This window comes from Enterococcus hulanensis, from assembly GCF_005405485.1.
In the GTDB taxonomy this organism is placed as follows: domain Bacteria; phylum Bacillota; class Bacilli; order Lactobacillales; family Enterococcaceae; genus Enterococcus_A; species Enterococcus_A hulanensis.
In genome coordinates this window covers 50237-74502 of the sequence record NZ_BJED01000003.1, presented here as the reverse complement: position 1 = coordinate 74502, position 24266 = coordinate 50237, and the positions used below count along the sequence as shown (strand labels likewise).

Annotated in this window: 18 protein-coding genes; 17 read left to right on the top strand and 1 reads right to left on the bottom strand. The window is 40.0% G+C overall.

Annotation, left to right across the window (positions count from 1 at the left end; translation table 11 throughout):
• Positions 1–155 precede the first annotated feature (155 nt).
• The 12 genes from msrA (at position 156) to FFR60_RS04265 (ending at position 17105) form a co-directional block, all read left to right on the top strand.
• The gene (gene msrA / locus FFR60_RS04320; protein WP_137663192.1) at positions 156–995 is read left to right on the top strand and encodes a peptide-methionine (S)-S-oxide reductase MsrA; all 840 of its coding nucleotides are present in this window, start codon (positions 156–158) and stop codon (positions 993–995) included.
• 104 nt (positions 996–1099) lie between these two features.
• On the top strand, positions 1100–1762 hold the full coding sequence (locus FFR60_RS04315; RefSeq protein WP_137663191.1) for a TetR/AcrR family transcriptional regulator: 663 nt from the start codon (positions 1100–1102) through the stop codon (positions 1760–1762).
• A gap of 115 nt (positions 1763–1877) precedes the next feature.
• Entirely contained in the window at positions 1878–2231 is a 354-nt protein-coding gene (locus FFR60_RS04310) for a hypothetical protein (protein ID WP_088934466.1), read from the top strand.
• Between the two features lie 418 nt (positions 2232–2649).
• Positions 2650–4089 (top strand): helix-turn-helix domain-containing protein, encoded by a 1440-nt coding sequence (locus FFR60_RS04305; RefSeq protein WP_137663190.1) that lies wholly within the window; start codon positions 2650–2652, stop codon positions 4087–4089.
• Positions 4082–4624, top strand: coding sequence for a hypothetical protein (locus FFR60_RS04300; RefSeq protein WP_137663189.1), 543 nt, complete (start codon positions 4082–4084; stop codon positions 4622–4624). Before FFR60_RS04305 ends, FFR60_RS04300 begins: the two co-directional genes overlap by 8 nt.
• A gap of 15 nt (positions 4625–4639) precedes the next feature.
• Positions 4640–10498, top strand: a complete 5859-nt coding sequence (locus tag FFR60_RS04295) for a Spy0128 family protein (RefSeq protein ID WP_137663188.1) — start codon at positions 4640–4642, stop codon at positions 10496–10498.
• Between the two features lie 26 nt (positions 10499–10524).
• The gene (locus FFR60_RS04290; protein ID WP_137663187.1) at positions 10525–10833 is read left to right on the top strand and encodes a DUF2089 family protein; all 309 of its coding nucleotides are present in this window, start codon (positions 10525–10527) and stop codon (positions 10831–10833) included.
• Between the two features lie 183 nt (positions 10834–11016).
• Positions 11017–11460, top strand: a complete 444-nt coding sequence (locus FFR60_RS04285; RefSeq protein WP_137663186.1) for a PTS fructose transporter subunit IIA — start codon at positions 11017–11019, stop codon at positions 11458–11460.
• Between the two features lie 64 nt (positions 11461–11524).
• A complete protein-coding gene (locus FFR60_RS04280) occupies positions 11525–13000 on the top strand; it encodes a fructose-specific PTS transporter subunit EIIC (RefSeq protein ID WP_088934472.1) in 1476 nt (491 codons plus the stop codon).
• Positions 13001–13068: 68 nt separating this feature from the next.
• Positions 13069–14247, top strand: coding sequence for a MalY/PatB family protein (locus FFR60_RS04275; protein WP_137663185.1), 1179 nt, complete (start codon positions 13069–13071; stop codon positions 14245–14247).
• Position 14248: 1 nt separating this feature from the next.
• Positions 14249–15991, top strand: coding sequence for a PTS sugar transporter subunit IIA (locus FFR60_RS04270; protein ID WP_137663184.1), 1743 nt, complete (start codon positions 14249–14251; stop codon positions 15989–15991).
• A gap of 10 nt (positions 15992–16001) precedes the next feature.
• A complete protein-coding gene (locus FFR60_RS04265; protein WP_171004865.1) occupies positions 16002–17105 on the top strand; it encodes a M20/M25/M40 family metallo-hydrolase in 1104 nt (367 codons plus the stop codon).
• 51 nt (positions 17106–17156) lie between these two features.
• On the opposite strand, the gene FFR60_RS04260 is transcribed toward FFR60_RS04265, so the two are convergent.
• Complete coding sequence (locus tag FFR60_RS04260) at positions 17157–17957, bottom strand: hypothetical protein (protein WP_137663182.1); 801 nt, start codon at positions 17955–17957, stop codon at positions 17157–17159.
• A gap of 144 nt (positions 17958–18101) precedes the next feature.
• On the opposite strand from FFR60_RS04260, the gene FFR60_RS04255 reads away from it, so the two are divergent.
• From FFR60_RS04255 to FFR60_RS04235, 5 genes are all read left to right on the top strand, one after another.
• Positions 18102–18848 (top strand): AAA family ATPase, encoded by a 747-nt coding sequence (locus FFR60_RS04255; protein WP_137663181.1) that lies wholly within the window; start codon positions 18102–18104, stop codon positions 18846–18848.
• 77 nt (positions 18849–18925) lie between these two features.
• Positions 18926–19567, top strand: a complete 642-nt coding sequence (locus FFR60_RS04250; protein ID WP_137663331.1) for a DUF998 domain-containing protein — start codon at positions 18926–18928, stop codon at positions 19565–19567.
• 230 nt (positions 19568–19797) lie between these two features.
• On the top strand, positions 19798–21147 hold the full coding sequence (locus FFR60_RS04245; RefSeq protein ID WP_137663180.1) for a sigma-54 interaction domain-containing protein: 1350 nt from the start codon (positions 19798–19800) through the stop codon (positions 21145–21147).
• A 211-nt stretch (positions 21148–21358) separates the two neighbouring features.
• Positions 21359–22933 (top strand): acyl CoA:acetate/3-ketoacid CoA transferase, encoded by a 1575-nt coding sequence (locus FFR60_RS04240; RefSeq protein WP_137663179.1) that lies wholly within the window; start codon positions 21359–21361, stop codon positions 22931–22933.
• The gene (locus FFR60_RS04235) at positions 22920–24167 is read left to right on the top strand and encodes an L-lactate MFS transporter (protein WP_137663178.1); all 1248 of its coding nucleotides are present in this window, start codon (positions 22920–22922) and stop codon (positions 24165–24167) included. The genes FFR60_RS04240 and FFR60_RS04235 overlap by 14 nt, the downstream gene beginning before the upstream one ends.
• The last annotated feature ends 99 nt before the right edge of the window (positions 24168–24266 follow it).

The window sequence follows — 24266 nt, the reverse complement described above, 5'->3', positions numbered from 1 at the left end:
AGTTAAAAGAAGGATCGCAAATTTTGTGATCCTTCTTTTTTGTGAGTAATATTCTTTGTTTGAAATAGCCATAGCTGCTCCAATCCTACTATTCGAATATTTCCCAAAATTGTGGTAAATTGCAGATGAATTTAGTCAGTGAGGAAGTGGAGCGCATGTCAATGACTCAAGAAGAAGTGCTGAAGCAGTTGTATAATCTGATTTTGAATCCGAATACTCGCGAGTGGGAGCGCTACTTATTAACGACGACTAAAAACGCGCTAGGTGATCAGGCAAATTTCAACGAACAACTAGCCAAGCTGGAGGCCGAGCTGCGTCCGTTAGCATTGCGAAATAATTTAACACCGGATGTGACGGATTTTTATCAGCTGATTACCGGAGAGGAAACCGCCGTCGACCAATCCGTGAAAGAGCATCACTTAGTTACTGATCCTGCTTACCAAGAACGGGCGATTTTTGCGGGCGGCTGCTTCTGGTGCATGGTGGAACCTTTTGAAACGCAGCCTGGGATCGACTCGGTTTTATCTGGCTATACCGGCGGCACTATCGAGCATCCCAGCTACGATCAAGTCAGCAGCGGGGCGACTGGACATGTCGAAGCCGTGGAAATCATTTTTGACACACGAGTGGTGAGTTATCAAGAATTGATCGCCCTCTATTGGCAGATCACCGATCCCACGGATGCCTTTGGACAATTTCAAGATCGCGGCGCGCAATATCGTCCCATCGTCTTTACAACAACTAAAGAACAAAAAGCGATCGCTGAAGAAACAAAGCAAGCAGTGATCGATTCTGGCAGATACAGCAAGCCGATCATTACAGAAATCAAAGAAGCAGATACCTTTTGGCCAGCGGAAAACTATCATCAAGAATTTTATAAGAAACAGCCCAAGCGCTATAAAGCAATAAAACGTGAACGCCAGCAGTTTTTAAGGTATCAACAGCTAAAAGGAAAGCTCCACGCAAGGCGGCAGCGAAGGAAATCATTTCAATGAAAAACACATTTTAAATCTTTTTTTGAAAAAGCGTTGACAAAAGTATTGTAAAAGATTATATTATATACATACCAACCGAATGTATGGATGAGGAGTTGTCAATCATGGCTCGTAACAAATACCCAGAAGAAACAGTGAATAAGATTTTAGATGTATCGATGCAGCTGTTTTTAGAAAAAGGCTATGAGCATACGTCGATCCAAGATATCGTCAATAACCTTGGCGGCTTATCAAAAGGTGCGATCTATCATCACTTCAAATCAAAGGAAGACATTTTGAATGGTGTGATGGATAAACTATATCAAGGCAACGACAATGAAATAGACCATATCAAGCGACTTGAAAAAAATGCAAATATGACTGGGTTAGAAAAGCTTCAGGCCTTATTCACATCGGCATTGGATAATCCACGCCAAGAGGATATGTTTCAGATGGCCCCAGATTTTATTAAAAACCCTCAGATGTTAGTGATGCAGTTAGAAGGGATTTTTAAAGAATCAGCTCCGCACTATGTGCAGCCGATCATTGAAGAGGGGATCGCGGATGGCTCAATCCAAACAGAGTATCCTAAGGAATTAGCGGAAGTGATCCTGCTGCTGATCAATATTTGGCTAATCCCGCTGATCCATGAGGATGATCCAAACAACGTAGCCAATCGTTTCGCGTTGTTCCAAGAAATGATGGCAAAATTAGGAATCGAAGTTTTTGACGCGGTCGCAATCGAACGCCTAGAGAAATTTCGCAAGCTTTACGAACAAAAAAAATAATCTCTGCCTTCAATCAAAGGCAGTTTTATTTTAAAGTTATACATACCGTCGTTCGGTATTAAAAAGTGTTTAACAATGCTTCAAAAAAATAAATACATTAAAAGGAGTGTTCAAAATGGAACAAAAAATGAATAAAAAAAATATGTATGGTGAAAATGGCGGAAACAAAGGAAACGTGATTGAACGAATCGGCAGCGGGATCGCAGTAGTCTTCTCAGGAATCTTTATCTTACCAATCTTGTCTGTATTGACGGGGGCTTTTGGAATGATCGGGATTGGCCTGCCAGCAGTCGCAGTGATGAACTTCTTCGGAATTCTTCACATTCCATTCAATGTCTTGTTCGTAAATATAACTGGTTTTCCGCAAGTATTTGTGGGAACTATCGTTGGGATGATCTTTATCGCTTTATCTGTTGTTTGCGGAAACTTATTGAAGAAATATGTGACGATCGCGAAACGTACTTTCTAAGAAGTAACCATAATATGTCGATATATTCTTACAATATCGAATCTGGTTGGTTTGATTCTGATCGCCAATCGTACTATAGAGATTAAAAACAGAGGATAGCCTCTGTTTTTTTTATACTTTCCTTCATAAAAGCGGTTGTAAATGAGAAAAACAATATAGAAACTAACTACAATAAAAAAACAGTCTATATAATTAGCTGATTTCTTCAAAATACAATTATTTTTTTACATTAATTAATAATATGTTAATATTAAATTATAGAACGAAAGTGATTTGTATTGTGCAAGTCTCTTTTTTTTGCTCAGATTTAAAAATATAAGGACAAATAGATTATTTTGCTGATTAAAATGTAGCTATCTGGATAATATAATTAAAATATATTAATCGAAAATTAATCCAGATTCGGAAGGAGCGAGAAATGCAGGCAAACGATTTATTAATGGATGATGACCGTTATAAATGGTATTTACTTCAGTATTTGGAATTAAACAAGAATGCGTATTGCTCAGTTGATCAGCTTGGAGATATTTTAGAGCTTTCTCGCTATAAACTAGAAAAATATCTGCAGGAACTTCAGGATGAGCTGAAAGAAAATCATTACGACGCAACGATCGAGTTGTTGGAAACTGGTGAAATCGAGGTTCACCACTTGACCCATGCGATCGTCAAAAAAATGCGGCTTTACTTGGTGGAACGAAGTCTTTCCTACCAGATTTTTCACCGCTACGTAACAAAAGAAACAAGTCTTGATAATCAGATTGAAGAGCTGCATGTGAGCCGTTCGAGCACCTATCGTTTATACAAACGTTTGAAAGATCAGCTCACCGATGAAGGCTTTCAGCTGAAGAAAAACCAATTGATCGGTGATGAAGGAACTCTCCGAAATTTTTTATTTGGTTTGTATTATGAAATGTTCAATGGTTTAGCCAATCCATTTGATGAGGAGATCCAGCATCAAACAAAGGAGCTTTTTCGTTATTTAGAACATTATCTGAATTTATCGCTTCCTAAAACGAAGGAACATAAGCTGCTGTTTTTCATGAGTATCGGCTTGATCCGTATGAGAAACAATCATTCAATGGATCAAGAATACGTCGAGTATGAGGAAAGTGCTGCCACTGAATATCTGAGCAAATGGCTGGATAGCCATTTTTCTTTGACTCAAACAGAAAAGCGGCGAGAGATTGCCGCATTGCTGCTGTTTTGTCAGATGATGGAGATCGACTCGAAGCAGGAGCTGACACTCCTCGCGGGAAAAGAAATGCGGCAGGCCGAGGATTTGGTGGGTGATTTTTTAACTTATTTGGCCGCTCACTCACGTTTTGAGATCCAGCGATTAAAAGAGGATACCGGATTAGTCTCAGGATTACTCAGAATCAATCGCCGATGGCTGCTTTATCATTTCCGTGAAACGACCTTTGTGACGAAAATCCAGCGTCGCTATTTTCAAGAGATCAATCCAAAACTCGATGAGTTGATCCAAGACTTCATTGAAACGATCGCTCAACGCGGTTTGTTTCATTCGGATCAAGAGCGTAATAAATTGTACTACGATTATCTATTCTTTCTGATCACACAGATTTCAGTAGAAGAATTGGAAGATCCAGTCTTTATTTGTATCGACTTTTCTCATGGCAGCAGCTACAACGAATACATTCAAACAATGCTGAGTTCCTTGCAAAGCATGAACATCTGCTATGAGGAAAAGTTAAGTACCAAAACTCAAATCTATTTATCTGATTTTCTGATCGATACGCTTCCTTGCCATCAAATGATTTGGAAGCGACCGCCGACACCGGAGGATTGGGCGGAATTTGGCCACTTATTATTGACTGTTAAAGGAGGCGCTTATGAATAGGAATTTGTTGATCGCACTGACTTTGCCGTCGATGATGTTTTATCAATCAAATGCGCCGATCATATACAGCAGTGAGAAGTTGATCGCTCAAGTAAAAGAAGAGCAGGCGATGCGGACGTTTGATTTATCAGATACGGGAAATACGCTGATTGTGTCAAATGATCGGATAGAAGAAAAAAGGGAATCCGCTGCTTCAACTGAAAGCGTTGAACCAGATCAGTCCACGAATCACGCTCGAGAGAGGGAGAGTGATTCGTCTGAAACGACGGAAAGTACGCACAGCGAAAAAACAGAGACATCAAAAACGACAGGTGTCCTGCCGAAAACGAATCAAAAGGCTGCGGAGCACAAGAAAAACAGCAGCGAAGTTTTAGAAACGATCGAGCAGAAAATCAGCGCCTTGCCATTTACGAACCCGCCTGCTGATAAAAATGGCGAACGGGAACTGGTTCGGATGCTGGCGAGTATGTCTGGGACGATTCTGTATGGCACCAAAATGACTGAAACCAATCGACAAGAATATATTACTTTTTAAAGGGGATGGAACAGGATGAAACAATTGAAAAAAATCTGGTCACTGACAGCAATTTGCGGAATGATTATCGGAATTTTCCCGATGACCATTTTCGCAGAGACGATCACAGCAGCGAATGTTGTGATCAATCAAGCAGAGATCACTACTACTGAGGATCAAGCAATCACGGAAGACAATCCGATAAAACATAAAGCAACAGTAAAAACGAAACTAAGCTGGTCATTGGATCAAGCAGTCTTGATCGATGAAGGGACACTGACAGCTGTCAATTTGCCGGCGAATCTAAATTTTCCAGATCAAGCCGGTAGTTTAGGCGAGATGGGTAACTATCAAGTCAGCAACCAGCAACTGCTTTTTCAGTTCAATAAAAATTATCAGGAAACAGAAGATGGTCGCGCACCCGATTTTGCCAGTGCAAAGTTCTATGAAGGCATAGTGGAATTGACTGCTGAAACAACAGCAGAAGATGTGGAGACCGAAACGGTCGACTTTGGAAATAATTTAGTTTCGACACTTTATTACGATAAAAAAGTTGATCCAGCTGCTGATCCACTAGGAGCAACCGAAGCAGCGCAGAAAATTCAACCGCAGACACACAATCCTAGTTTGAATGAACGAGGCGTAAAGTTTTTTGACAATATTAAAATTACTGATTTGGATGGAAATGCCTTTACCGAAGCCAATCCAGCTGTGAAAGATGCGGAGATCAAGATTCATTTTGATTGGTCGTTAGATGATGATGTAGAGATTTTAGATGGCGATACTTATACGTATCAATTACCAGAATATTTTTCCGTGCATAATCCTGTGGAGGGAGAGTTGTACGATGAAGTTAATCAGCTTGTTATGGGGAAATTTAGCCTAGATGTAAATGGTAAATTGACTGTCACATTTAATGGTAATGGAACAAACCTGAGCGTCCGCGAAGGTACGATCGATTTAAGGACAGAGTTGAAGGTAACCGATGAAAAAGAAAAAATTGAAATTGTAACAGATATTGAGGATGAAGATGGTCAAGACATTACTATTCACATCCCGATAGCAAAAGGAGATATCCATAAAGAAGGGGCAATCGATACAGACAACACTGTTATATGGACGATTACGATCAATCGAGATCGCCAACCTTTAAAAAATGTCGTCGTGACAGATTATATACCTGAAGGACTTACGATGTGGTATGACAGTTTCTATCTTCAAAATGAAGCCGGTGAGTGGGTCACAACGGATAAATTTCAAAATAAGCAGGTAGATTCAAAGACTTATCAATACATCTATAAGGATGAAATATTGAATGTTCCCGCAAAAATTGTGGTCAGAATGAAAGTGGCAGATAAAGAAAAAATAGAATTTCTTAACAAAGCGACGATCGAAGGCGATAATTTTCGCCCGAATTCGTCGGAAGCAAGTATTTCATTCAATGAAAAAGCGAATTACAAAAAATTATTAGACTATAACTTGGATAAAGGAATTTTCAATTGGGAAGTCAAAGCCACTTTTACTCAAAGTGGTGGTATTTTCAAAGATTGGATGTACTCTAAATATGGTGATCCGAACACAGCTGTTCACTTCTTAAAGGAAGGAACAATGAAAATTTTCGATGCCGATGGAAATGAAATTGCTGCTGAAGATTGGGAATTTGTAACGACACCTGAAAGTGAATTTAAACAAAAGGACGGGAAATATGTTCATTTTACACTGAAATTTAAAAATCCTGGAGTTTACACAATCAAGTATTCTACGGAAGCCTTCGAAACACCTGTGAAGCCTGGAACAGAGGTTGCGAATTTTGCGACGATCATTGATGGTGAAACAAAAGAAGATCTGACGGCAGGAGAAGTAGTCAAAGTAAATGGCGAGTTAGGTGTCAAGAAATGGGCGGACAATAAGGATTACACAAATTCTACGATCGACTACACGGTTGAAATCAATACGAACAAGATTTTTATGAAAAACGCGGTGATCACAGACCGTTTTGAAAGTTTGAATGGTAAAAACAAGAGTGCCATGCAATTAATTGAAGCAACCTTGAAGCTTAAAACAGCAGATGGAACGCTTTTGACGGCTTCTGATTATGAGCTGCAAGAATTACCCGGTGATCCTGATTATAAAACGGGATTTGTTGTGAAATTGAAGGGCGCTTACGCCGAAACCAGAGAAACCATCATTATGACCTACACCGCTAGATATTTTATTGATGAACAGGAGAAAAATGAGTTTGGGGTGCCAAATATCCGTTTTGACAATAGCGCCTTAATATCTTATACGGGTGAAGATGGAGCGACGCATACAGATGGCTCTGAGGTTGCTTTTTGGGTCGATGCAATACTAAGGTATAACGGTGTTAAGTTTGGTACGTATGTTGCTAAAGACGGAGATGTTGCAAAGAAACTAGATATTTATAATTTGAATCCGTTTAGCGATACAAAGGCTCCGGTAGACAGTGTTTACTGGTCAGCGATCTTCAATCTTTGGAATACAAAAATACCAAAGGATACAACGATTCGAGAAGCCTTGGGAGAAGGTCAGGATCTGCGTGAGATCGTCATCTATGATGTAGGTCTTTCTAGTGCGGCGACGAAAATAAATGAGCTGGGAACTAAATGGCAAGAGAATACAGATTACAAGATTACTTACGACGATGGGGTGCCGGTGATCCAGTTGTTAAAAGATAAAACAAAAATGTTTGCGGTCTTTGTTTCTGCCGATGCCTCTGAAGAAGTTTACAAATATAAAAATGTAGCGACCATGACAGTTCCTGGCGGAGAGCCTCTAAAGGTCGAAGGACCGGCAGAAAAGAGCGACAAGGATGCTTGGATCGATAAAAATGGGCAGCAGGGTATTGGCGATGACTACCGTTTGATCAACTGGTCGGTGGTATTGAACAAGGATGGTCACAAGGTCGTTCAACCATATATTGAAGATACGATCGATATGGCAGATCAGACCTTTGTCTATGATGCCGACAAAAATGTGGTCGTTAAAGTTTACAAAGCAAAAGATGATGGAGCAGGCGGTTTTGAAAAAGACGGGGAAGCAATTGTCTTCGATGAAGAAAATCGTCCAGTTGTGACAACCGACTTGGCTGAAGGAACCCAAACACTGACAATCAAGTTGGGAGATTCAATCAATTCGCCGTACATCATAGAATACCAAACCATGCTTGATCCAGATATCGGCAATAATGAAAAGGTCAGCAATAAAGCCATACTCTTCGGAAAAGATATCAGTATCCAAGAAACATCCAAAGAAGTCGTAGTGAAATCAACGAATGGCGAAGGAACCTCCAGCGGGAAAAACGGGTCATTGGAATTCAGAAAGTTAGACGAAAACAAAGAACTGATTACGAGCGATTCCGCCTTTTTCGATCTTTATCGAAAAGACAAAGAAGGCAACTTAACGTTGATGCTGTCAAATATCGAAGTAAAAGGCGACAAGATTATTGAAGACGGCACTGAAGTCGATAATCTCTCCAAGCTGCGCTACGGAAAATATGTCGTTGTCGAAAGCAAAGCACCAGACGGATATGTAAAAGATGATACGGAGTATGAGTTTGAAATTGATAAGGATCATGTTGAATACACTTTTACTCTAGAAAATAAAAGAGAATCAAACAGCCTTGATACGAAAATCGAGCTGGCAGCGCAAAAAGAATTAAGCGGTCGCCCGCTAGAAAATAAAGAATTCTGCTTTAACCTAAAAGGTGATGGCGTGGATCAAACAGTCAAAAACGATGAAGATGGCAAAATTGTTTTTGACGAAATCTACTATCTCGCAGAAGGGACACACGAATACACAATCTCAGAAGTCATCCCATTTGAAAAAGAAACAGGAATCACTTACGACGAGACGAAGTACAAAGTAACAGTCACAGTAGAAGAAAAGGCTGGCAAGTTAGAAGCCACGGCAGTCTACGAAAATGTAAAAGCCGGTGAAGTTCCAGTCTTCAAAAATGCCTATAAAGCATTACCAACCAGCATCAAGTTGGAAGCGAAGAAAGAACTAGAAGGTCGAAAACTAAAAAATGAAGAATTCAGCTTCAATCTAAAAGGTGATAATGTCGATCAAACGAAACAAAATGACCTTGATGGTAAAGTCGAATTTGATGAGATCACTTATTCAGAAGAAGGTGTGCACGAATACACGATCTCAGAAGTCATCCCATCTGAAAAAGAAACGGGGATCACTTATGACGAGACGAAGTACAAAGTAACGGTCACAGTAGAAGAAAAGGCTGGCAAGTTAGAAGCCACGGCAGTCTACGAAAACGTGAAAGCCGGCGAAGTTCCAGTCTTCAAGAACACGTATAAAGCATTGCCAACCAGCATCAAGCTGGAAGCGAAGAAAGAACTAGACGGTCGAAAACTGAAAAATGAAGAATTCAGCTTCAACCTAAAAGGTGACAATGTCGATCAAACGAAACAAAATGACCTTGATGGTAAAGTCGAGTTTGATGAGATCACTTATTCAGAAGAAGGCACACACGAATACACGATCTCAGAAGTCATTCCATCTGAAAAAGAAACAGGAATCACTTACGACGAGACGAAGTACAAAGTAACGGTCACAGTAGAAGAAAAGGCTGGCAAGTTAAAAGCCACGGCAGTTTACGAAAACGTAAAATCCGGTGAAGTTCCAGTCTTCAAAAATGCCTACAAAGCATTACCAACCAGTATCAAGCTAGAAGCGAAGAAGGAACTAGAAGGCCGAAAACTGAAAAACGAAGAATTCAGCTTTAACTTACAAGGTGATAATGTCGATCAAACGAAACAAAATGACCTTGATGGCAAAGTCGAATTTGATGAGATCAACTATGACCAAGCTGGCACCTATGAATACACAATCTCAGAAGTCATTCCATCTGAAAAGGAAACGGGGATTACCTACGACGATACGAAGTACAAAGTAACAGTAACGGTTAAAGAAGAATCCGGCGAACTAAAAGCCACGGCAGTCTACGAAAACGTAAAAGCCGGCGAAGTTCCAATCTTCAAGAACACCTACAAAGTTTTACCAACCAGTATTAAGTTAGAAGCACAAAAAGAATTAAGCGGACGCGAATTAAAAAATAAAGAATTTAGTTTCAACCTAAAAGGCGACGATCTCGATCAAACAGTCAAAAACGATGAAAATGGCAAAGTTACGTTTGCTGAAATCAACTACACGAAAGCTGGCACGTACAACTATACGATTTCCGAAGTGATCCCAGAGGAAAAAAATCCGACGATCACTTACGATGATACGGGGTATAAAGTCATCGTTACAGTAGCAGAAAAAGCTGGCAAGCTGGAAGCATCGGTAGACTATGAAAATGTCAAAGCCAATGAAGTTCCGACCTTTAAAAATCTGTTCACTCCTGAAAAGAAAGTGCCAACAGGCGAAATCCTATTGAAGAAAGTCGATAGTAAAACTGGGAAAACACTAGCAGATGCAGAATTCAAGCTTGTTGATGAAAAAGGGCAGCCGGTAGCGGGGCATGAAAAAATCGTTACTAGTGCAGATGGAACGATCTTCATCAAAGGATTGACTGATGGGAATTATCAATTGATCGAAACGAAAGCACCAAAAGGCTATCAATTAGACGAAACACCGATTGAATTCACGGTAAAAAATAGTCAGCCAAGCAAAAAAGAAATCAAAAAAGAAAACACGCGAATCAATTTACCAGATACCGGTGATTCTAGTGATCCAAAAACTAATAATGCAGCGACTAACACCCACACAACTTATCGCAATGGCTCTGCAAGTAGTTCAGCAACATCAAAACGATTGCCATCGACAGGTAGTGTTCGCAGCAATGGGTTAATCATTTTAGGCCTGTTCTTCTTAGCCATGATCGCCTTAGTAATTTTTGGGAAACGTAAAAAAGTTTAGCTATAAGAGCAGAAAAGAGGGAAGATATGAAAATCGGTGAAGAACCTAGTTGGATTTTGGATTTGAACGATGAGGAGCTTGAGTTTATAAAATATTTTGTCCTTTCGTCCGGATCAATTAAAAAATTAACAGCAATCTACTCCACGAGTTATCCAACCTTACGGAAACAATTGGATAAACTTATTCAAAAAATTCGCGTCGGCGAACGCAAAGAAAACGATAAGGTCATTCGCTTGATTCAGCAACTTGAAAGAGAAGGAAAGATTGATCAAGATATTGCCGACACAGTTGTGTCAGAATATGGCAAGTCATTAAATTGTTTGCTTACAGAATAAAATGAAGTTTCAAGTCTAACCTATATACTGGGGAAGACTTGAAACTTTTTTTGTTAATCAAATGTCCGAATGAAGATGACAAACACTTTACTCTGTGAGCGTTTTGTCTCTACATAGATGACAAATAAAACATGTTGCAACGCTTTAATTGTCTGTATGATGAAAATGTAGGAGGCGAACGAAATGGAAAAACTTACTGAGAAAGATTTAAACTTTGATTTGAAAGCGGATACGCAAAAAGAAGCGCTGCATGCTCTAGCTGAACAGGCGTTTGAAAGAGGAAAAATTGCGGACACAGAAATTTTTTATCAAGAATTATGCAATCGTGAAAAAGAAAGTACCACAGGATTTGGAAATGGTGTGGCAATCCCACATGCAAGACATAGTGTCGTACAAGAAGCTGGAATTTTAGTTGCTCGCTGCAAAAACAACTTGGAATGGAACTCAATGGATGGTGAACCAGTCAATGTATGTATTTGTCTGATTGCACCAGATGATCAAAATGATTTTCATCTAAAAACATTAGCAAAAATTTCTCGACGGATGATCCATGATGATTTTATTGACACATTGAAGAATGCTTCAGAAGCAGATGTGTTAGCGGAAATAAATAAAGTCATTGAGTAAGATAGTCATTTATTTTTTAGGGGTCAAAAAATAAATTCATTAATATGAATCAGGAGGAAAAAGAATGAGTTATAAGATCGTAGCAATAACAAACTGTCCGGCTGGGATCGCCCATACCTATATGGTAGCGGAAGCTTTTGAAAAAAGAGCGCGTGAGCTTGGGCATGAGATCCATGTTGAAACTCAGGGAGCCAGCGGGGTTGAAAATCGTTTGACCGATGCGCAGATCGCAGAAGCGGATTATGTCATTTTAGCGATGGGAAAAACCATGAGCGACTCAGAGCGAGCACGTTTTAATGGAAAGAAAGTCATTAACCTTAAAGTCAGTGATGCGTTGAAGGAAGCCAAAACGATTTTTGATCAATTAGAAGAACGTTCGGTATTAATGGAGGGTGACAAACCTCATGTAAAATTAGGCAAACAGGATTCGGCGCAAGGTTCGATCATGTCTCATTTGATGGCAGGAATTTCTGCCGCATTACCATTCGTAATCGGCGGCGGTGTCTTAGTCGCACTGGCCAACGTTCTGATGCGTTTTGGGATGGCTTATACCGGCTTCGATGATGGCGGCGCGTCATTCGCCTGGATCATGGAGCAAGTCGGATATTTAGGATTTAAGTTTATGATCCCGATCATGGGTGCTTATATTGCCAATAGTATCGGCGACAAACCAGCATTAGCACCAGCCTTTATTATTACTTATTTTGCCAATGACAATACGATGTTAGGAACGGAATCTGGTTGTGGTTTCTTCGGAGCAATTTTCTTTGGTTTGACGATTGGTTACTTTGTTAAATGGATCAAGGGCTTCAAGTATCCTCAAGCTGTGAAATCGTTGATGAACTTGACGATCATTCCGTTTCTCACGATTCTTATCTTTGGTACTTTGACCTTCTATCTCGTCGGTCCACTTTTGGGCGGTATGATGGACGGCATGTTGAAATTCTTGAATGGTGTACCGGCTGAATTTAAGCTGCCATTAGCCTTCTTGATCGGTGCGATGTTAGCCTTTGATATGGGGGGACCAATCAATAAAATCGCTTGGTTCTTCTGCTTCTCACTTGTTGCGGAAAAAGTTTATGTTTGGTATGCCATCGTTGGTGTAGTTGCTTCAGTACCGCCAGTTGCTGCGGGAATCGCTTCACTTGTTTGGCCAAAAATGTTTTCTAAGGATCTACGTGATACAGCTACATCAGCGATCATTGTTGGGGCAACAGTAGCCACCGAGCCGGCGATCCCATTTGCAATGTCTGATCCAATTCCAATGATTGCCGCGAATACCTTATCAGGCGGATTGACTGGGGTCTTGACCATTATGTTGGGAATCGAACGTTTAGCACCTGGTATTGGTGTGTTTGATCCATTACTAGGTTTGATGACACCAGGCTGGGCCTTCTATCTAGCTTATGCTTTTGGTGTAGCCAGCAATATCTTGTTGATTGTTGTCTTTAAGAAGCTCCGTGTTCGTCACACTACCAAGAAATTAGCTGCCAAAGCAGCGCAGGGTGATGTGATCGAAGGGGAGATCGTCAAAGAATAAGACAAAACAAACGATTGAGCGTGAGAAGCTTTTGTTTTCTCACGCTTGAATTGATTGGAGGAAAAAGAATGATTCATGATTTTGATTCCATTATTGATCGAAAAAATACATATAGTACTCAATGGGACTTTGTCATTGATCGCTTTGGAGAAGCGGATCTTTTGCCCTTCTCAATTTCGGATACCGACTTTCGTGCGCCAGAACGGCTGCTAAACAAGCTGCATCAAGTGATTGATCACGGGATTTTCGGCTACAGCCGTTGGAATCATGCCGATTTTAAACAAACGATCACTCATTATTATCAGCGGGCGCACCATACAAAAGTAGCAGATGATTGGGTCGTTTATAGTCCGAGTATCCTGTATAGTATTTCAGTTCTGTTGCGGCTGTTGACTGAAAAAGATGAGGGAATACTGGTTTTTGATCCAATGTACGATGCCTTTATCAAAGTGGTCAATGAAAATGATCGTAAGCTGTTGACTGTGCCGCTAAAGCGTGAGGAGCACTACAAGATCGACTTTGCCTTACTGGAAGAAAAAATCGCAAAATGCAAAGTCTTTTTACTTTGTTCGCCCCATAATCCCACGGGCAAAGTTTTTACTAAAGAAGAACTGGCTAAGATCATTTCACTATGCAAGAAATATCAGGTGTATTTGATTAGTGATGAAATCCATAGTGACATTATTTTGTTTGATGCCATTCATTATCCAATCTTGAATTGGTACAATGACTATGATCGGCTGATTCTTTTGAACTCAGCCTCAAAGACCTTTAACATACCAGGATTAGGCGGTTCGTATGGGTTGATCCCTGATCAAGAATTGCGAATGGAATTTTTGGTTCAGACAAGGGAACGCGATTTTGTGAACTCTCCCAGCATCATGGGGATGCTCGCTACGATGACTGCGTATAATGAGTGCCAGAAATATGTCATGGAGTTAGTTCATTATATAGAAGAAAACATGCGCCAATTAAAAAACTATCTAGCTGAGCAGCTGCCGGAAATTCAATTTGAGCTTCCGCAGGCGACCTATTTGGCATGGCTGGATGTGCGAGGATTGCCGTTTTCTGATGATGAACTTCAAAAAGCTTTGGTTCAAGTTGGGAAAGTCGGGATTATGTGTGGTGATGTGTACGGAGCAGAGGGCCGCGGCTTTTTACGGATGAATGTGGGCTGTCCGCAGGTGAAAATGCTAGAGGGGCTTCAGCGCATGAAACAGTCTATGGATTTTTTAGAGGAGGGATAGTATGTTGAATGAGCGCCAGTATATTATTATTGAATTGCTGACAAAGGCGCCTTCGCCTATTCGCGCCGATGAGATTGCAAAAATCGTAGTGAAATCCAAACGAACGATCATGCGGGATTTATCTAGTATCAAACTTTTTCTGGAAAGCAATAATGTCGGTGAGTTAATGGCGTCTCCTGATCAGCAAGGCTACAAAATTCGGATCATCGACGATCAGGCCTATGAAGAAGTCATGATGAAAAATATCAATGATGAACATATTATTTTGTATCAATTGATTATGAACGATTACGTCACTATCGAGCAGCTAGCAGATTTATTGTTTGTTTCTCGGATTACCGCTTCTGAGAAAGTTGGGGTTATCAAAGAAACCTATTCTTCGGTACTGAACATCACCGTTTCTCATAAAGGACATTATTTGGCGGAATCGAATGTGACCAAGTGTTTTTTATTGAGCAATTTGGTCGAGACGAACCCAAAGTATTATTTAGAACTGGCTAGGGTAACGGCTGAGCAGTATGAGCTGTTACTTTCGCAACTCAAGCATTCAAAAGTAATTATGGATTATTTTCCAAACATGTCAGAAAGCCAGTTGGCCAATCTTTTTATTGCTAGTTTGTTGTATATCAACAACGGCTGCGAAGAAAACGAAGACTTTGAATACATTTATGAAGCGTGCCAATTGTCATATACATCGCAGGCAATCAAAAATCTCAGTTTGGTCTCTGATTATTGTGTGAACACAAATTTGAATTTGGGAATTCATCAAATTGAAGAGATCCTTCAAAAAATCGAACAGGAAAATAATATTCGCTTTTCGAATCCTGAACTAGCGAAGCAATTGTATCATCATCTAAAACGAATTCTTTGCTACCCGGTCTTTCTCAAGAGCAAGGAAATCCATAATATTTCCAATATCAAGGCACTGTATCCTTTTGCCTTCGATTTAGGAATCGTCTTTATTGATTATATGAAGAAGCTGTACGATTACCGAATTACGAACAGCGATTTGATTGGCTTGTATTTTACCGTGGGCATGGAAAGCATGATGAAAAAGAAACCTCATATCTTGATTTACTCCCATGTCAATTCAATTGCCAACATTAATCGGCAGCTGATCGAAGCGTCTATTTCAAATTGTAAAGTAGAGATTTGTGATTCCTTAGAGCAGGTTCAGCTAGAAGATTTTTCCTTGATTGTTAATAGCAGCTCGGAAGCATTAGAGTGCAACCTTCCTGTGTTTCAAACAGAGTATATTTTTAGCGAAACTGATCTGGCGAAGCTCAAGGCGATGATGGAAAACATCAGCATCGGTTATAGCTTGAAAACCATTTTCCCGAAGGAATACAGCTTTACTTATAAAGTCAAAGAGAATGAGAGCTGGTTGGAAATCCTCGCGGCGATTTGTGATCGTTTAGAAGAATCGTTAGTCATTTCGAAAGAAGAGGCGAAGCGCATCATTGAACGAGAAAAATCTGGGAATCCGTTAGTGATCAATAATTACTCGGTCCCTCATTGCATCAGCAAACGAGAGAATTTTGTCATTTGTATCTATATCCATTTAGATCGTCCGGTAATGGTTGAAACGACGTCCGTTTCGCAAGTTTTGCTGACGATGATGAATCCAAATATGAACAAATCAATCAATATTTTTAAATTCCTATATCGTTATTTACAGGAATATCAAGAGCCGTTATCGACAGTAGAAAGCTATGATGAATTTATTCAATTTATTGAAAAATGAGGTCTTATCGATGAGTGAGATAGTAAAGATTTTTCTGGAACTAGCAAAAATTCCGTCGCCGTCAAAAAAAGAACGTCCGGTCGCCGAGTATATCAAAAACTATTTGGCTAAGTATCCAACGATTGAGGTGCTAGAGGATCGAACGGGGCAAAAAATTGACGGCAATTGCGGTAATCTGATCGTAAAAATACCAGGCGGCAGCCCTCACATTTTATTTGATGCTCATATGGATACTGTTGCTCCTTGCGATGCAATCAATCCTCAGCTTAAAAATGGCGTGATTACTAGCGACGGTACATCAATTTTAGGTGCCGATGATAAGAGTGGATTAGCTTTGATGCTGGCCCTGATTGATCACCTGATGACAGATGACTTTCCACATCCGACGTGCACTTTTCTGTTTACCGTTTGCGAAGAGCAAAGCCTTATGGGAGCCAAGTTATTAGAACAAAAATATCTCGATTCAGTGGATTACATCTACGTTTTAGATGGTGAAGGGCCGATTGGGACAGCAGTAACGAAGACACCTCATGGCTGTAAGGGAACTTTAAAAGTTATCGGAAAAGAGGCGCATGCAGGAGTTTGTCCAGAAGAGGGGATCAATGCCTTTGTAGTTGCCGCCGAGGCGGTTTCAGCCTTGTCAATTGGTCGAATTGATGAGGAGACTACCTGTAATATCGGCGTTGCGCAAGGCGGCACCGCGACTAATGTGGTTATGGGAGAGCTGAGTCTTCAATTTGAAGCTAGAAGTTTTTCTCCACAGAAGCTTGAGGAATTAACAAATCATGTAAAAGAAACTTTTGCACGGTTTTGCCAGCAATATGGTGCTCAGTTTGAAGAGACGCTTCAACTAGGAACCCCAGGCTATGAGTTAGCAGATACGGCACCTATTTTAGCGGCCTTTAAAAAAGCCTGTGAGCATGAAGCTGTTGTTTATCAAGGCGCTGCATGTGGAGGCGGCAGCAATGCCAATGTTTATCGCATGCGTGGAATCAATGCGGTCAATCTATCGACGAATATGCAAAATATTCATTCAGTCAATGAACAGATTGCAGCAGCTGATTTGGAAAAAATGCTGACTGTGTTAAAGCAGCTTCTTCAGAAAGTAAAATGATTTTTGTCGGTGAAGCTCACCGACTTTTTTATTTTCAAGTTAACGAACTGATCAATCATCAATCTTTTCAAAATGCTTTCTACCTCGCAAGGCCTTCACATCATTTTTCAAATTCCCGCCAAAAATCACAATCCCCATGCCAAACAGCAGGGTCCCGGCAATTCCGGCGATGCGTGTCATCGGGTCCGTGACCATCCAAACGCTGCCGATGGTCAGGATAAGCGAGAGGATAAAAAAGAAACCACTCTTAATACTTTGGTAAAGCATGCTGGCTTTAGTTGGAGTCGATTGCTTATCGACATTTTCCTGATTATCTAACTGATAGCTTTCACCTAAATATTGCTCGTGATGATTGGAAAAGTCATCAAAGCCAATCGTCGTACCTAAAATATCATCTTCGTTGATCCAGTCTGTCATTTCAAAGGAATCCAATGCATCGAATAATGCTGAAAACGTTGCGAGTATGTCGGCCGTGTTTTCGAAGAAGAAAAGATAATCCAAGTAGATGAGTTCTAGCTTATCGGCGTACTCGCGTTCTTCGGCAATCAGCTCTTGGAAATCTTGGTAGAGCGCCAGCAAATCAGGATAGACCGTCGCAACATACTCTGAGCGAAAATCAAGATTTTGCAGGAACTCTTCAAACGTTAAGTCAATCACTCCGAATTGTTTCTCTGCTAAACGCCGTTCGAATTCTTTTTCTGAGAGTGTTTCAGCCAATTCGAAGGTTTCGAGTTGTTGCGCGAGCAGCTGCAAGTGTTCTTCCGCTAAGCCCATGAGCCAAAATGTCGGCAGACTATTATTTGATTCGAGAATGTGGGTTGTTTCCGTGGTTAAGTAGCAACGATTGCCCATGTCTGCCCCTCCATTTTTCCTTCTATTTAGAAACATCATAACATATCGTTTAACAGTATTTTTGAAGAAAGAAGCTGGACATGACTACTTTTTGAGCGCCACTCCATGTAGAATGGTCTATAACTAGAACAAAAGGAGGAAGCGATGTTTGTACATGAGTTGAAATTGAGTGAGTTGCCAAAGAACATGGAAATGACTTATCCCTTTGGTGTGTTTGCTGTTCAAGAAATTTTGCGAAACGGCGGGTTGCAGTTTGAGCGGCCAGTTACTTTTCTATCTGGCGATAATGGAACTGGCAAGTCCACGATTTTAGAAGCGATCGCGACAGTATATGGGATAAATCCAGAAGGCGGCAGCCAAAATTTTAATTTTCACACGGTAGACAGCCATTCTAATTTATATGAGTTCATCCGCTTAGTTCGAAAAGGCAGCCTGCCTAAAACAAAGTTCTTTCTGCGCTCAGAAACTTATTACAATGTAGCCTCTGAGTTGGAGGAGCTGGCGCGCGATCCGATGGAAGGCGATCTGGCTTTTGCTTCCTATGGCGGAAAATCCCTGCACACTCGCTCTCACGGGGAAGGATTATTATCGATCATTAAAAATCGTTTTGGTAAAGACGGCTTTTACCTATTAGACGAGCCGGAGGCGGGCCTAGCGACAAGCCGCCAATATGCTTTGCTGCAGGAAATCCATCGTTTGGTACAAGCCGGAAGTCAGTTGATTATTGCAACCCACTCTCCAATATTGATGGCTTATCCTGATGCGACGATCTATCAATTTTCCGAAGAAGGCTTGGAAGTTTTGCAATTAGAAGAAACGACCGCTTTTAAAGAAACGAAACTATTCTATGATGATCCCAAGCGCATGCTGCATTATTTGCTGTATCAATAATGATGAGGGCTTTCTTTTTCTCGTGGAGAAGTTCAATGCTAGAATGAAGCTAGCTAGGATCTTGGGAGATGAAGAAAGTGAGCTTCTTGAAAAAATACGGCTTCCATTTTTTACTGTTGGGAGTCATCAGCGATTTTCTAACGCCCTATGTCTTGGGGCTTTTTTATCCTGAACTTAATCAGATGACTGCAGTCATGAGTATGTTTGGCGAGGTGGGGAGCCCAGTTCGCGGCGCCTTTTTGATTTGGTCGGTGGTTGCCGGTTGTTTTTATACGCTGTCTTTGCCAGCAATTTATACGACCTTTAAAGAAACATCTAAACCATTGGCTGGAATCGTTGCTGCGGCGATCGGTTCATACGGTATTGGAGATTGCATTTTTACCGGCTTATTCAGTGTTGATTCTGCGGAGGCACAATGGAATTTTTCTACATGGGTGCATAATATTGGTTCGGGGATCGGCTATGCGGGCTTTTTACTTTTTCCGTTGTTTCTGAGTTTGATTTATAGAAAACAAAAGAACCTACAAGCTAGTCACCGCTATTTTGTTTTATTGCTATTGAGTCTGGCTATTGCAGCGATCTATGGATTAGCCCGCATCCCGCAATTAAATCAATTTACCCTTTTTCAGCAATTAGGCTTTTGGCAGCGGCTCAGCTTTGTATTTAATTATTTGCCGATGGTTTATCTGGCTATTGGAAGACTACAGAAAAAAGTTTGATAAGGCCGAACTTAGAATACCCAATCCATTGATTTGCAATTTTTAGCCGATCGACACGAAGATTACGTTAAATGTTTAGAACAATAAATTAAAAAAATGGGAATAGACGAGGGAATGAAACAATGGTATATTACCCTTGTTCAATCAAAATATGTGATGTTAATCACATATTTAAGGTCTATAGTTCAGTAATTAAAATTATAAAAAAAATTTTAGAAAGGACCAATATAATGAGTCAGACATTAACGAAATTGATGACAGACGATATTACTACGTTGTTCGTTACGGATGGAGACGGGAATATTCTATTAGCTAATGATTTTACTGCCATGACTTTGGGAATTTCTTTGAATGAATTATTGAATTCAAATGTTTATGATTTAGTTGCGAGTGAGATCTATGATACTTCTGCAACCATCGAAGCCTTAAAATCAGGGAAAAACTCTGAAGTTACTCTTACTACACAAGCAAGGTATCATATCAAATCGAAATCAACGCCGATTTTTTATCCAGATGGTACCTTACATTTAGTAGTCACTAAATCGGAGCCGTTGACTCAAGAAGAATTTGAAGCGTTGTCAAATGATGAACACAGTCAACTATCAAAAGAGGAAGAGCCTAATGGAATAGTGACATCAGTAATTGCAGAAAGTAATGAAATGAAAAAAATTATTCGTGTTTGTAGACAGGTTGCTTCTTATAACAGCCGATTATTACTTTTAGGTGAGTCTGGTGTTGGAAAAGAAGTAATAGCGAACTTTGTTCATCGTCATAGTCAAGTCGCGGACAATAAATTTGTTGCTGTAAACTGTGCGGCGATTCCAGAAAGTCTTTTTGAATCAGAATTTTTTGGTTATGAGAAGGGCACCTTTACTGGTGCTGAAAAAAGTAAACCGGGGTTGATCGAAACAGCAGATGGAGGGACACTATTTTTAGATGAAATTTCGGAGATGCCCTTAGAGCTACAAGCTAAACTTTTACGAGTTTTAGAAACAATGACAGTTCGGCGTGTCGGAGGTGTGAACGAAATACCAGTAGCATTTAGATTGATCTCTGCTTCCAATCAAAACATGCTCGAATTGGTCGAGAAGGGGAAATTTCGCCGTGATTTATATTATCGAATCAATGCTATTCCCATAACGATTCCTCCGCTTAGAAAAAGAAAAAAAGATATTTTATCGTTAGCCAATTATTTTTTGGATTCCTTCAATCAAAAATATGAAGCGAATGTCAAACTAGGAAAGCACCATATCCATCATTTAATGACTTCTCAATGGTTAGGAAATGCGCGTGAGTTGAAAAATTATATTGAATACGTTGTTGTAACAGCAGAACTTCCGATAACTTTAGAAGATACTCCTATTGAAGAAAAAAATGGGGAAAGCGATGAGTTACAAGCTTTGGCGGAAGTTTATGATTACCCGGATTTCATTGAATATGTTGAGAAAATCTACTTTCAGCAGAACTTGAAGAAGAATCAATGGAACATTAGCAAGATGGCCGAGGCCAGTAATGTCAGTCGCCCATTTATCTATAAAAAGATGAGGGAGCTTGATTTGGAAAGAAACGATACAAAATGAAGAAAAGAATGATCAAAGTGTAAAAGTTGATTACACTTTGATCATTCTTTTTTTGGATTTTTCTGTACGCAGATGCGTTTTGTTGTTTTGGCACAACATTTGCTTAATAGAAAAGTAGAAACTAATGTGATTCATTTCACTATATTTGACGAATTAGCAAAAGGGGTCTCTCCTTTAGCTAAATAATCGAGAATGAAGGAGGTAAATAAAAGTGAAAATAATCACCAAAGAAGAAGCCGCTTTACTGGTTAAAGATAACGATACTATAGCTGTTAGCGGTTTCGAGTTAGCTTGTGCAAATGAAGAAGTGGCATTGGCTCTTGAAGAACGATTTATTAAAACAGGAAGTCCGCAACAGTTAACAGTCATACATTCTAGTTGTTGGGGAAATCGACAAGAAAAAGGGATGTCGCACCTCTCGCATAAAGGACTGCTAAAAAGATGGATTGGCGGTATTGTTAAAGCTTCATCTCCGCAGCTTTCAGAGATGATCCAAAACAATGAGTGTGAAGCCTATAATTTTCCGCAAGGTGTTCTGGCTCAGCTATATCGAGAGATTGCGGCTAAAAGACCCGGCTTAATCACAAAGATCGGCTTAGAAACATATATTGATCCGAGGCAAGAAGGCGGGAAAATGAATGAAGCAACTACTGAAGAATTAGTAAGGATCATTGATCTGCTTGATGAAGAATGGATGTTTTATCCGAGCTTACCTCTGCAAATAGGCTTGATTCGCGGGACTGTTGCTGATGAAAATGGGAACGTGACATTGACAAAGGAAGGTCTTCATATGGAGGTTTTACCGATTGCCCAAGCTGTGCATAATAGCGGCGGGAAAGTAATTGTTCAAGTGGAAAGGGTAGTCAAAAACGGTACGCTGCATCCTAAAGATGTAAAGGTACCAGGGATTTTAGTGGATTATGTGGTCGTATCAGAGCCAGAAAATCATTTTCAAACAGGTACAACATTATTTGAACCTTCATTCAGTGGTGATATAAAACTGCCGCTTGAAAGTGTTCCGAAGTTATTATTGGATAATCGTAAAGTCATTGCTCGTCGTGCAGCAATGGAATTAAAAAAAGGAACTGTATTGAACTTGGGTGTGGGTATTCCTGTGAATGTTTCTACAGTTGCTGCTGAAGAAAATATCGATAATCAAATCATTTTGACGACTGAAGCAGGTACGATTGGCGGAATTCCTGCGGGGTTAAAAGATTTTGGTCATGCGTATAACAGTGAAATGATTATTGATCATCATGAACAGTTTGATTTTTATGATGGCGGCGGATTAGATTTATCTGTTTTAGGTCTGGCTGAGGTCGATCAGTTCGGTAATGTAAATGTTAGTAAATTGGGAAATCAAGTGATTGGCTGTGGTGGTTTCATTAATATTTCTCAAACTGCTAAGAAGTTAATTTTTGCTGGAACTTTTACGGCAGGTGGACTAAAAACCGAAGTAGCTGATGGACGTTTAACGATTATTCAAGAAGGTAAGTACAAAAAATTTGTTGAATCTGTAACCCAGATTACGTTTAATGGCAGTTATTCTGCTAAAACGAATCAAGAAGTTTTATTTGTTACAGAAAGAGCCGTCTTTACTTTAGAAAACGGAAAACTTATTTTGATCGAAATTGCACCAGGTGTTGATTTAAAAGAACATATCATAGATCAGATAGAGTTTGATGTACGCGTATCAGATGAATTGAAAGAAATGCCGTCAGAGTTATTTATGGAAAATTGGGGTAAGTTAGCTGAAATAATGGAGGAAGATCATGGAAAGAACTAAAAGTGTCGAACAGGTTACCACCAAAGTAAATCGCTGGGTTGTCTTATTTGCATCGGTAGGAATCATTATTTGTCAAGGAGGAATTTACGCCTTTAGTGTGTTCTCTTCTCCACTGGCGGCAGCAAATGGCTGGTCGGTTCCAGATGTGGCATTGGCTTTCACAATTGCTGTGGGGATTTCACCAATACCGATTATTATCGGTGGACGAATCTCGGATAAAGGAAAATCACGTGAGTTAATTTTATTTAGTTCTTTATTGCTAGCAGCGTCTTTTGCATTGGCTGGGTTATCTACACAGTTATGGCAATTATATCTAACGTATGGATTGTTAGGCGGTTTTGGGTTGAACTTAGGTTATATAGCTTGTGTTAACAATTCCCAACGCTTCTTTCCAGATAAACGTGGTTTGTGTTCAGGTATCGTTATTACCGGTATTGGGGCGGGAACAATGATTTTTGCGCCATTAGGTAGCTGGTTGATTGAACATTTTGGTGTTCGGACGACGTTCATTCAATTAGGTGTGATTTTCTTAGTAATTTCATTGATTTGTTCGGCATTAATTAGAAATGCACCAATTGAAAGTACAAAAGAAACAGTGACAGAAGCAAACGATTCAGCTTTAGAGGCGGAGGATTTTGATTGGAAAGGTATGATCAAAACCTTACGTTTCTATCTGGTGGCGCTGCTGTATGCAACAGGTTGTTTTTCTGGACTAGTGATTTCTTCTAATGCAGCAGATATTGGGCAAAACATGTTTGGTTTGACACCCATGGTTGCAGCGACTTTCGTTAGTGTTTATGCCATGTGTAATTGTTTTGGGAGGGTATTGTGGGGGGCACTTTCCGATAAATTAACGCGAATCAATACATTTTTACTTTTATTCATCTTTATTGCAGCTTCATTATTGAGTATGATCTTTATAAAAGCAACCGTCGGCTTTGGAATTGGCTTGATTGGATTAGGGCTTTGCGAGGGTGGAGTGGCTGCGATGATGTCACCATTGACAATCGAAAACTTTGGCTCAAGAAATCAGGGCGTGAATTATGGTTTTGTTTTCTTAGGGTTTTCCATAGCCGCCTTTATTGCTCCTCGACTGACTGCTTTTGCTGGTGAAAAAAATAGTGGTGATTTCACTTCTGCGTTTATTATTGGTGTGATTGTAGCCGTGATTGGATTTATTTTAACCTTTGCATTGAAACAAATTAATTTAGGTTTAGCAAAAAAGAAACGTTAGAATGAGCAATCTAAATAAAGTAATCAAAAAAATAGTCGTTAAAATTTTATCAATAGCAAAATATGGTCGTCAGTTTTAGTTAGGTTGTACAAAGTGGAG

Excerpts from the sequence above, each read along its gene's own strand:
- msrA (WP_137663192.1), top strand. The coding sequence starts at position 156 with ATGTCAATGACTCAAGAAGAAGTGCTGAAGCAGTTGTATAATCTGATT.
- FFR60_RS04315 (WP_137663191.1), top strand. The coding sequence starts at position 1,100 with ATGGCTCGTAACAAATACCCAGAAGAAACAGTGAATAAGATTTTAGAT.
- FFR60_RS04310 (WP_088934466.1), top strand. The coding sequence starts at position 1,878 with ATGGAACAAAAAATGAATAAAAAAAATATGTATGGTGAAAATGGCGGA.
- FFR60_RS04305 (WP_137663190.1), top strand. The coding sequence starts at position 2,650 with ATGCAGGCAAACGATTTATTAATGGATGATGACCGTTATAAATGGTAT.
- FFR60_RS04300 (WP_137663189.1), top strand. The coding sequence starts at position 4,082 with ATGAATAGGAATTTGTTGATCGCACTGACTTTGCCGTCGATGATGTTT.
- FFR60_RS04295 (WP_137663188.1), top strand. The coding sequence starts at position 4,640 with ATGAAACAATTGAAAAAAATCTGGTCACTGACAGCAATTTGCGGAATG.
- FFR60_RS04290 (WP_137663187.1), top strand. The coding sequence starts at position 10,525 with ATGAAAATCGGTGAAGAACCTAGTTGGATTTTGGATTTGAACGATGAG.
- FFR60_RS04285 (WP_137663186.1), top strand. The coding sequence starts at position 11,017 with ATGGAAAAACTTACTGAGAAAGATTTAAACTTTGATTTGAAAGCGGAT.
- FFR60_RS04280 (WP_088934472.1), top strand. The coding sequence starts at position 11,525 with ATGAGTTATAAGATCGTAGCAATAACAAACTGTCCGGCTGGGATCGCC.
- FFR60_RS04275 (WP_137663185.1), top strand. The coding sequence starts at position 13,069 with ATGATTCATGATTTTGATTCCATTATTGATCGAAAAAATACATATAGT.
- FFR60_RS04270 (WP_137663184.1), top strand. The coding sequence starts at position 14,249 with ATGTTGAATGAGCGCCAGTATATTATTATTGAATTGCTGACAAAGGCG.
- FFR60_RS04265 (WP_171004865.1), top strand. The coding sequence starts at position 16,002 with ATGAGTGAGATAGTAAAGATTTTTCTGGAACTAGCAAAAATTCCGTCG.
- FFR60_RS04260 (WP_137663182.1), bottom strand. The coding sequence starts at position 17,957 with ATGGGCAATCGTTGCTACTTAACCACGGAAACAACCCACATTCTCGAA.
- FFR60_RS04255 (WP_137663181.1), top strand. The coding sequence starts at position 18,102 with ATGTTTGTACATGAGTTGAAATTGAGTGAGTTGCCAAAGAACATGGAA.
- FFR60_RS04245 (WP_137663180.1), top strand. The coding sequence starts at position 19,798 with ATGAGTCAGACATTAACGAAATTGATGACAGACGATATTACTACGTTG.
- FFR60_RS04235 (WP_137663178.1), top strand. The coding sequence starts at position 22,920 with ATGGAAAGAACTAAAAGTGTCGAACAGGTTACCACCAAAGTAAATCGC.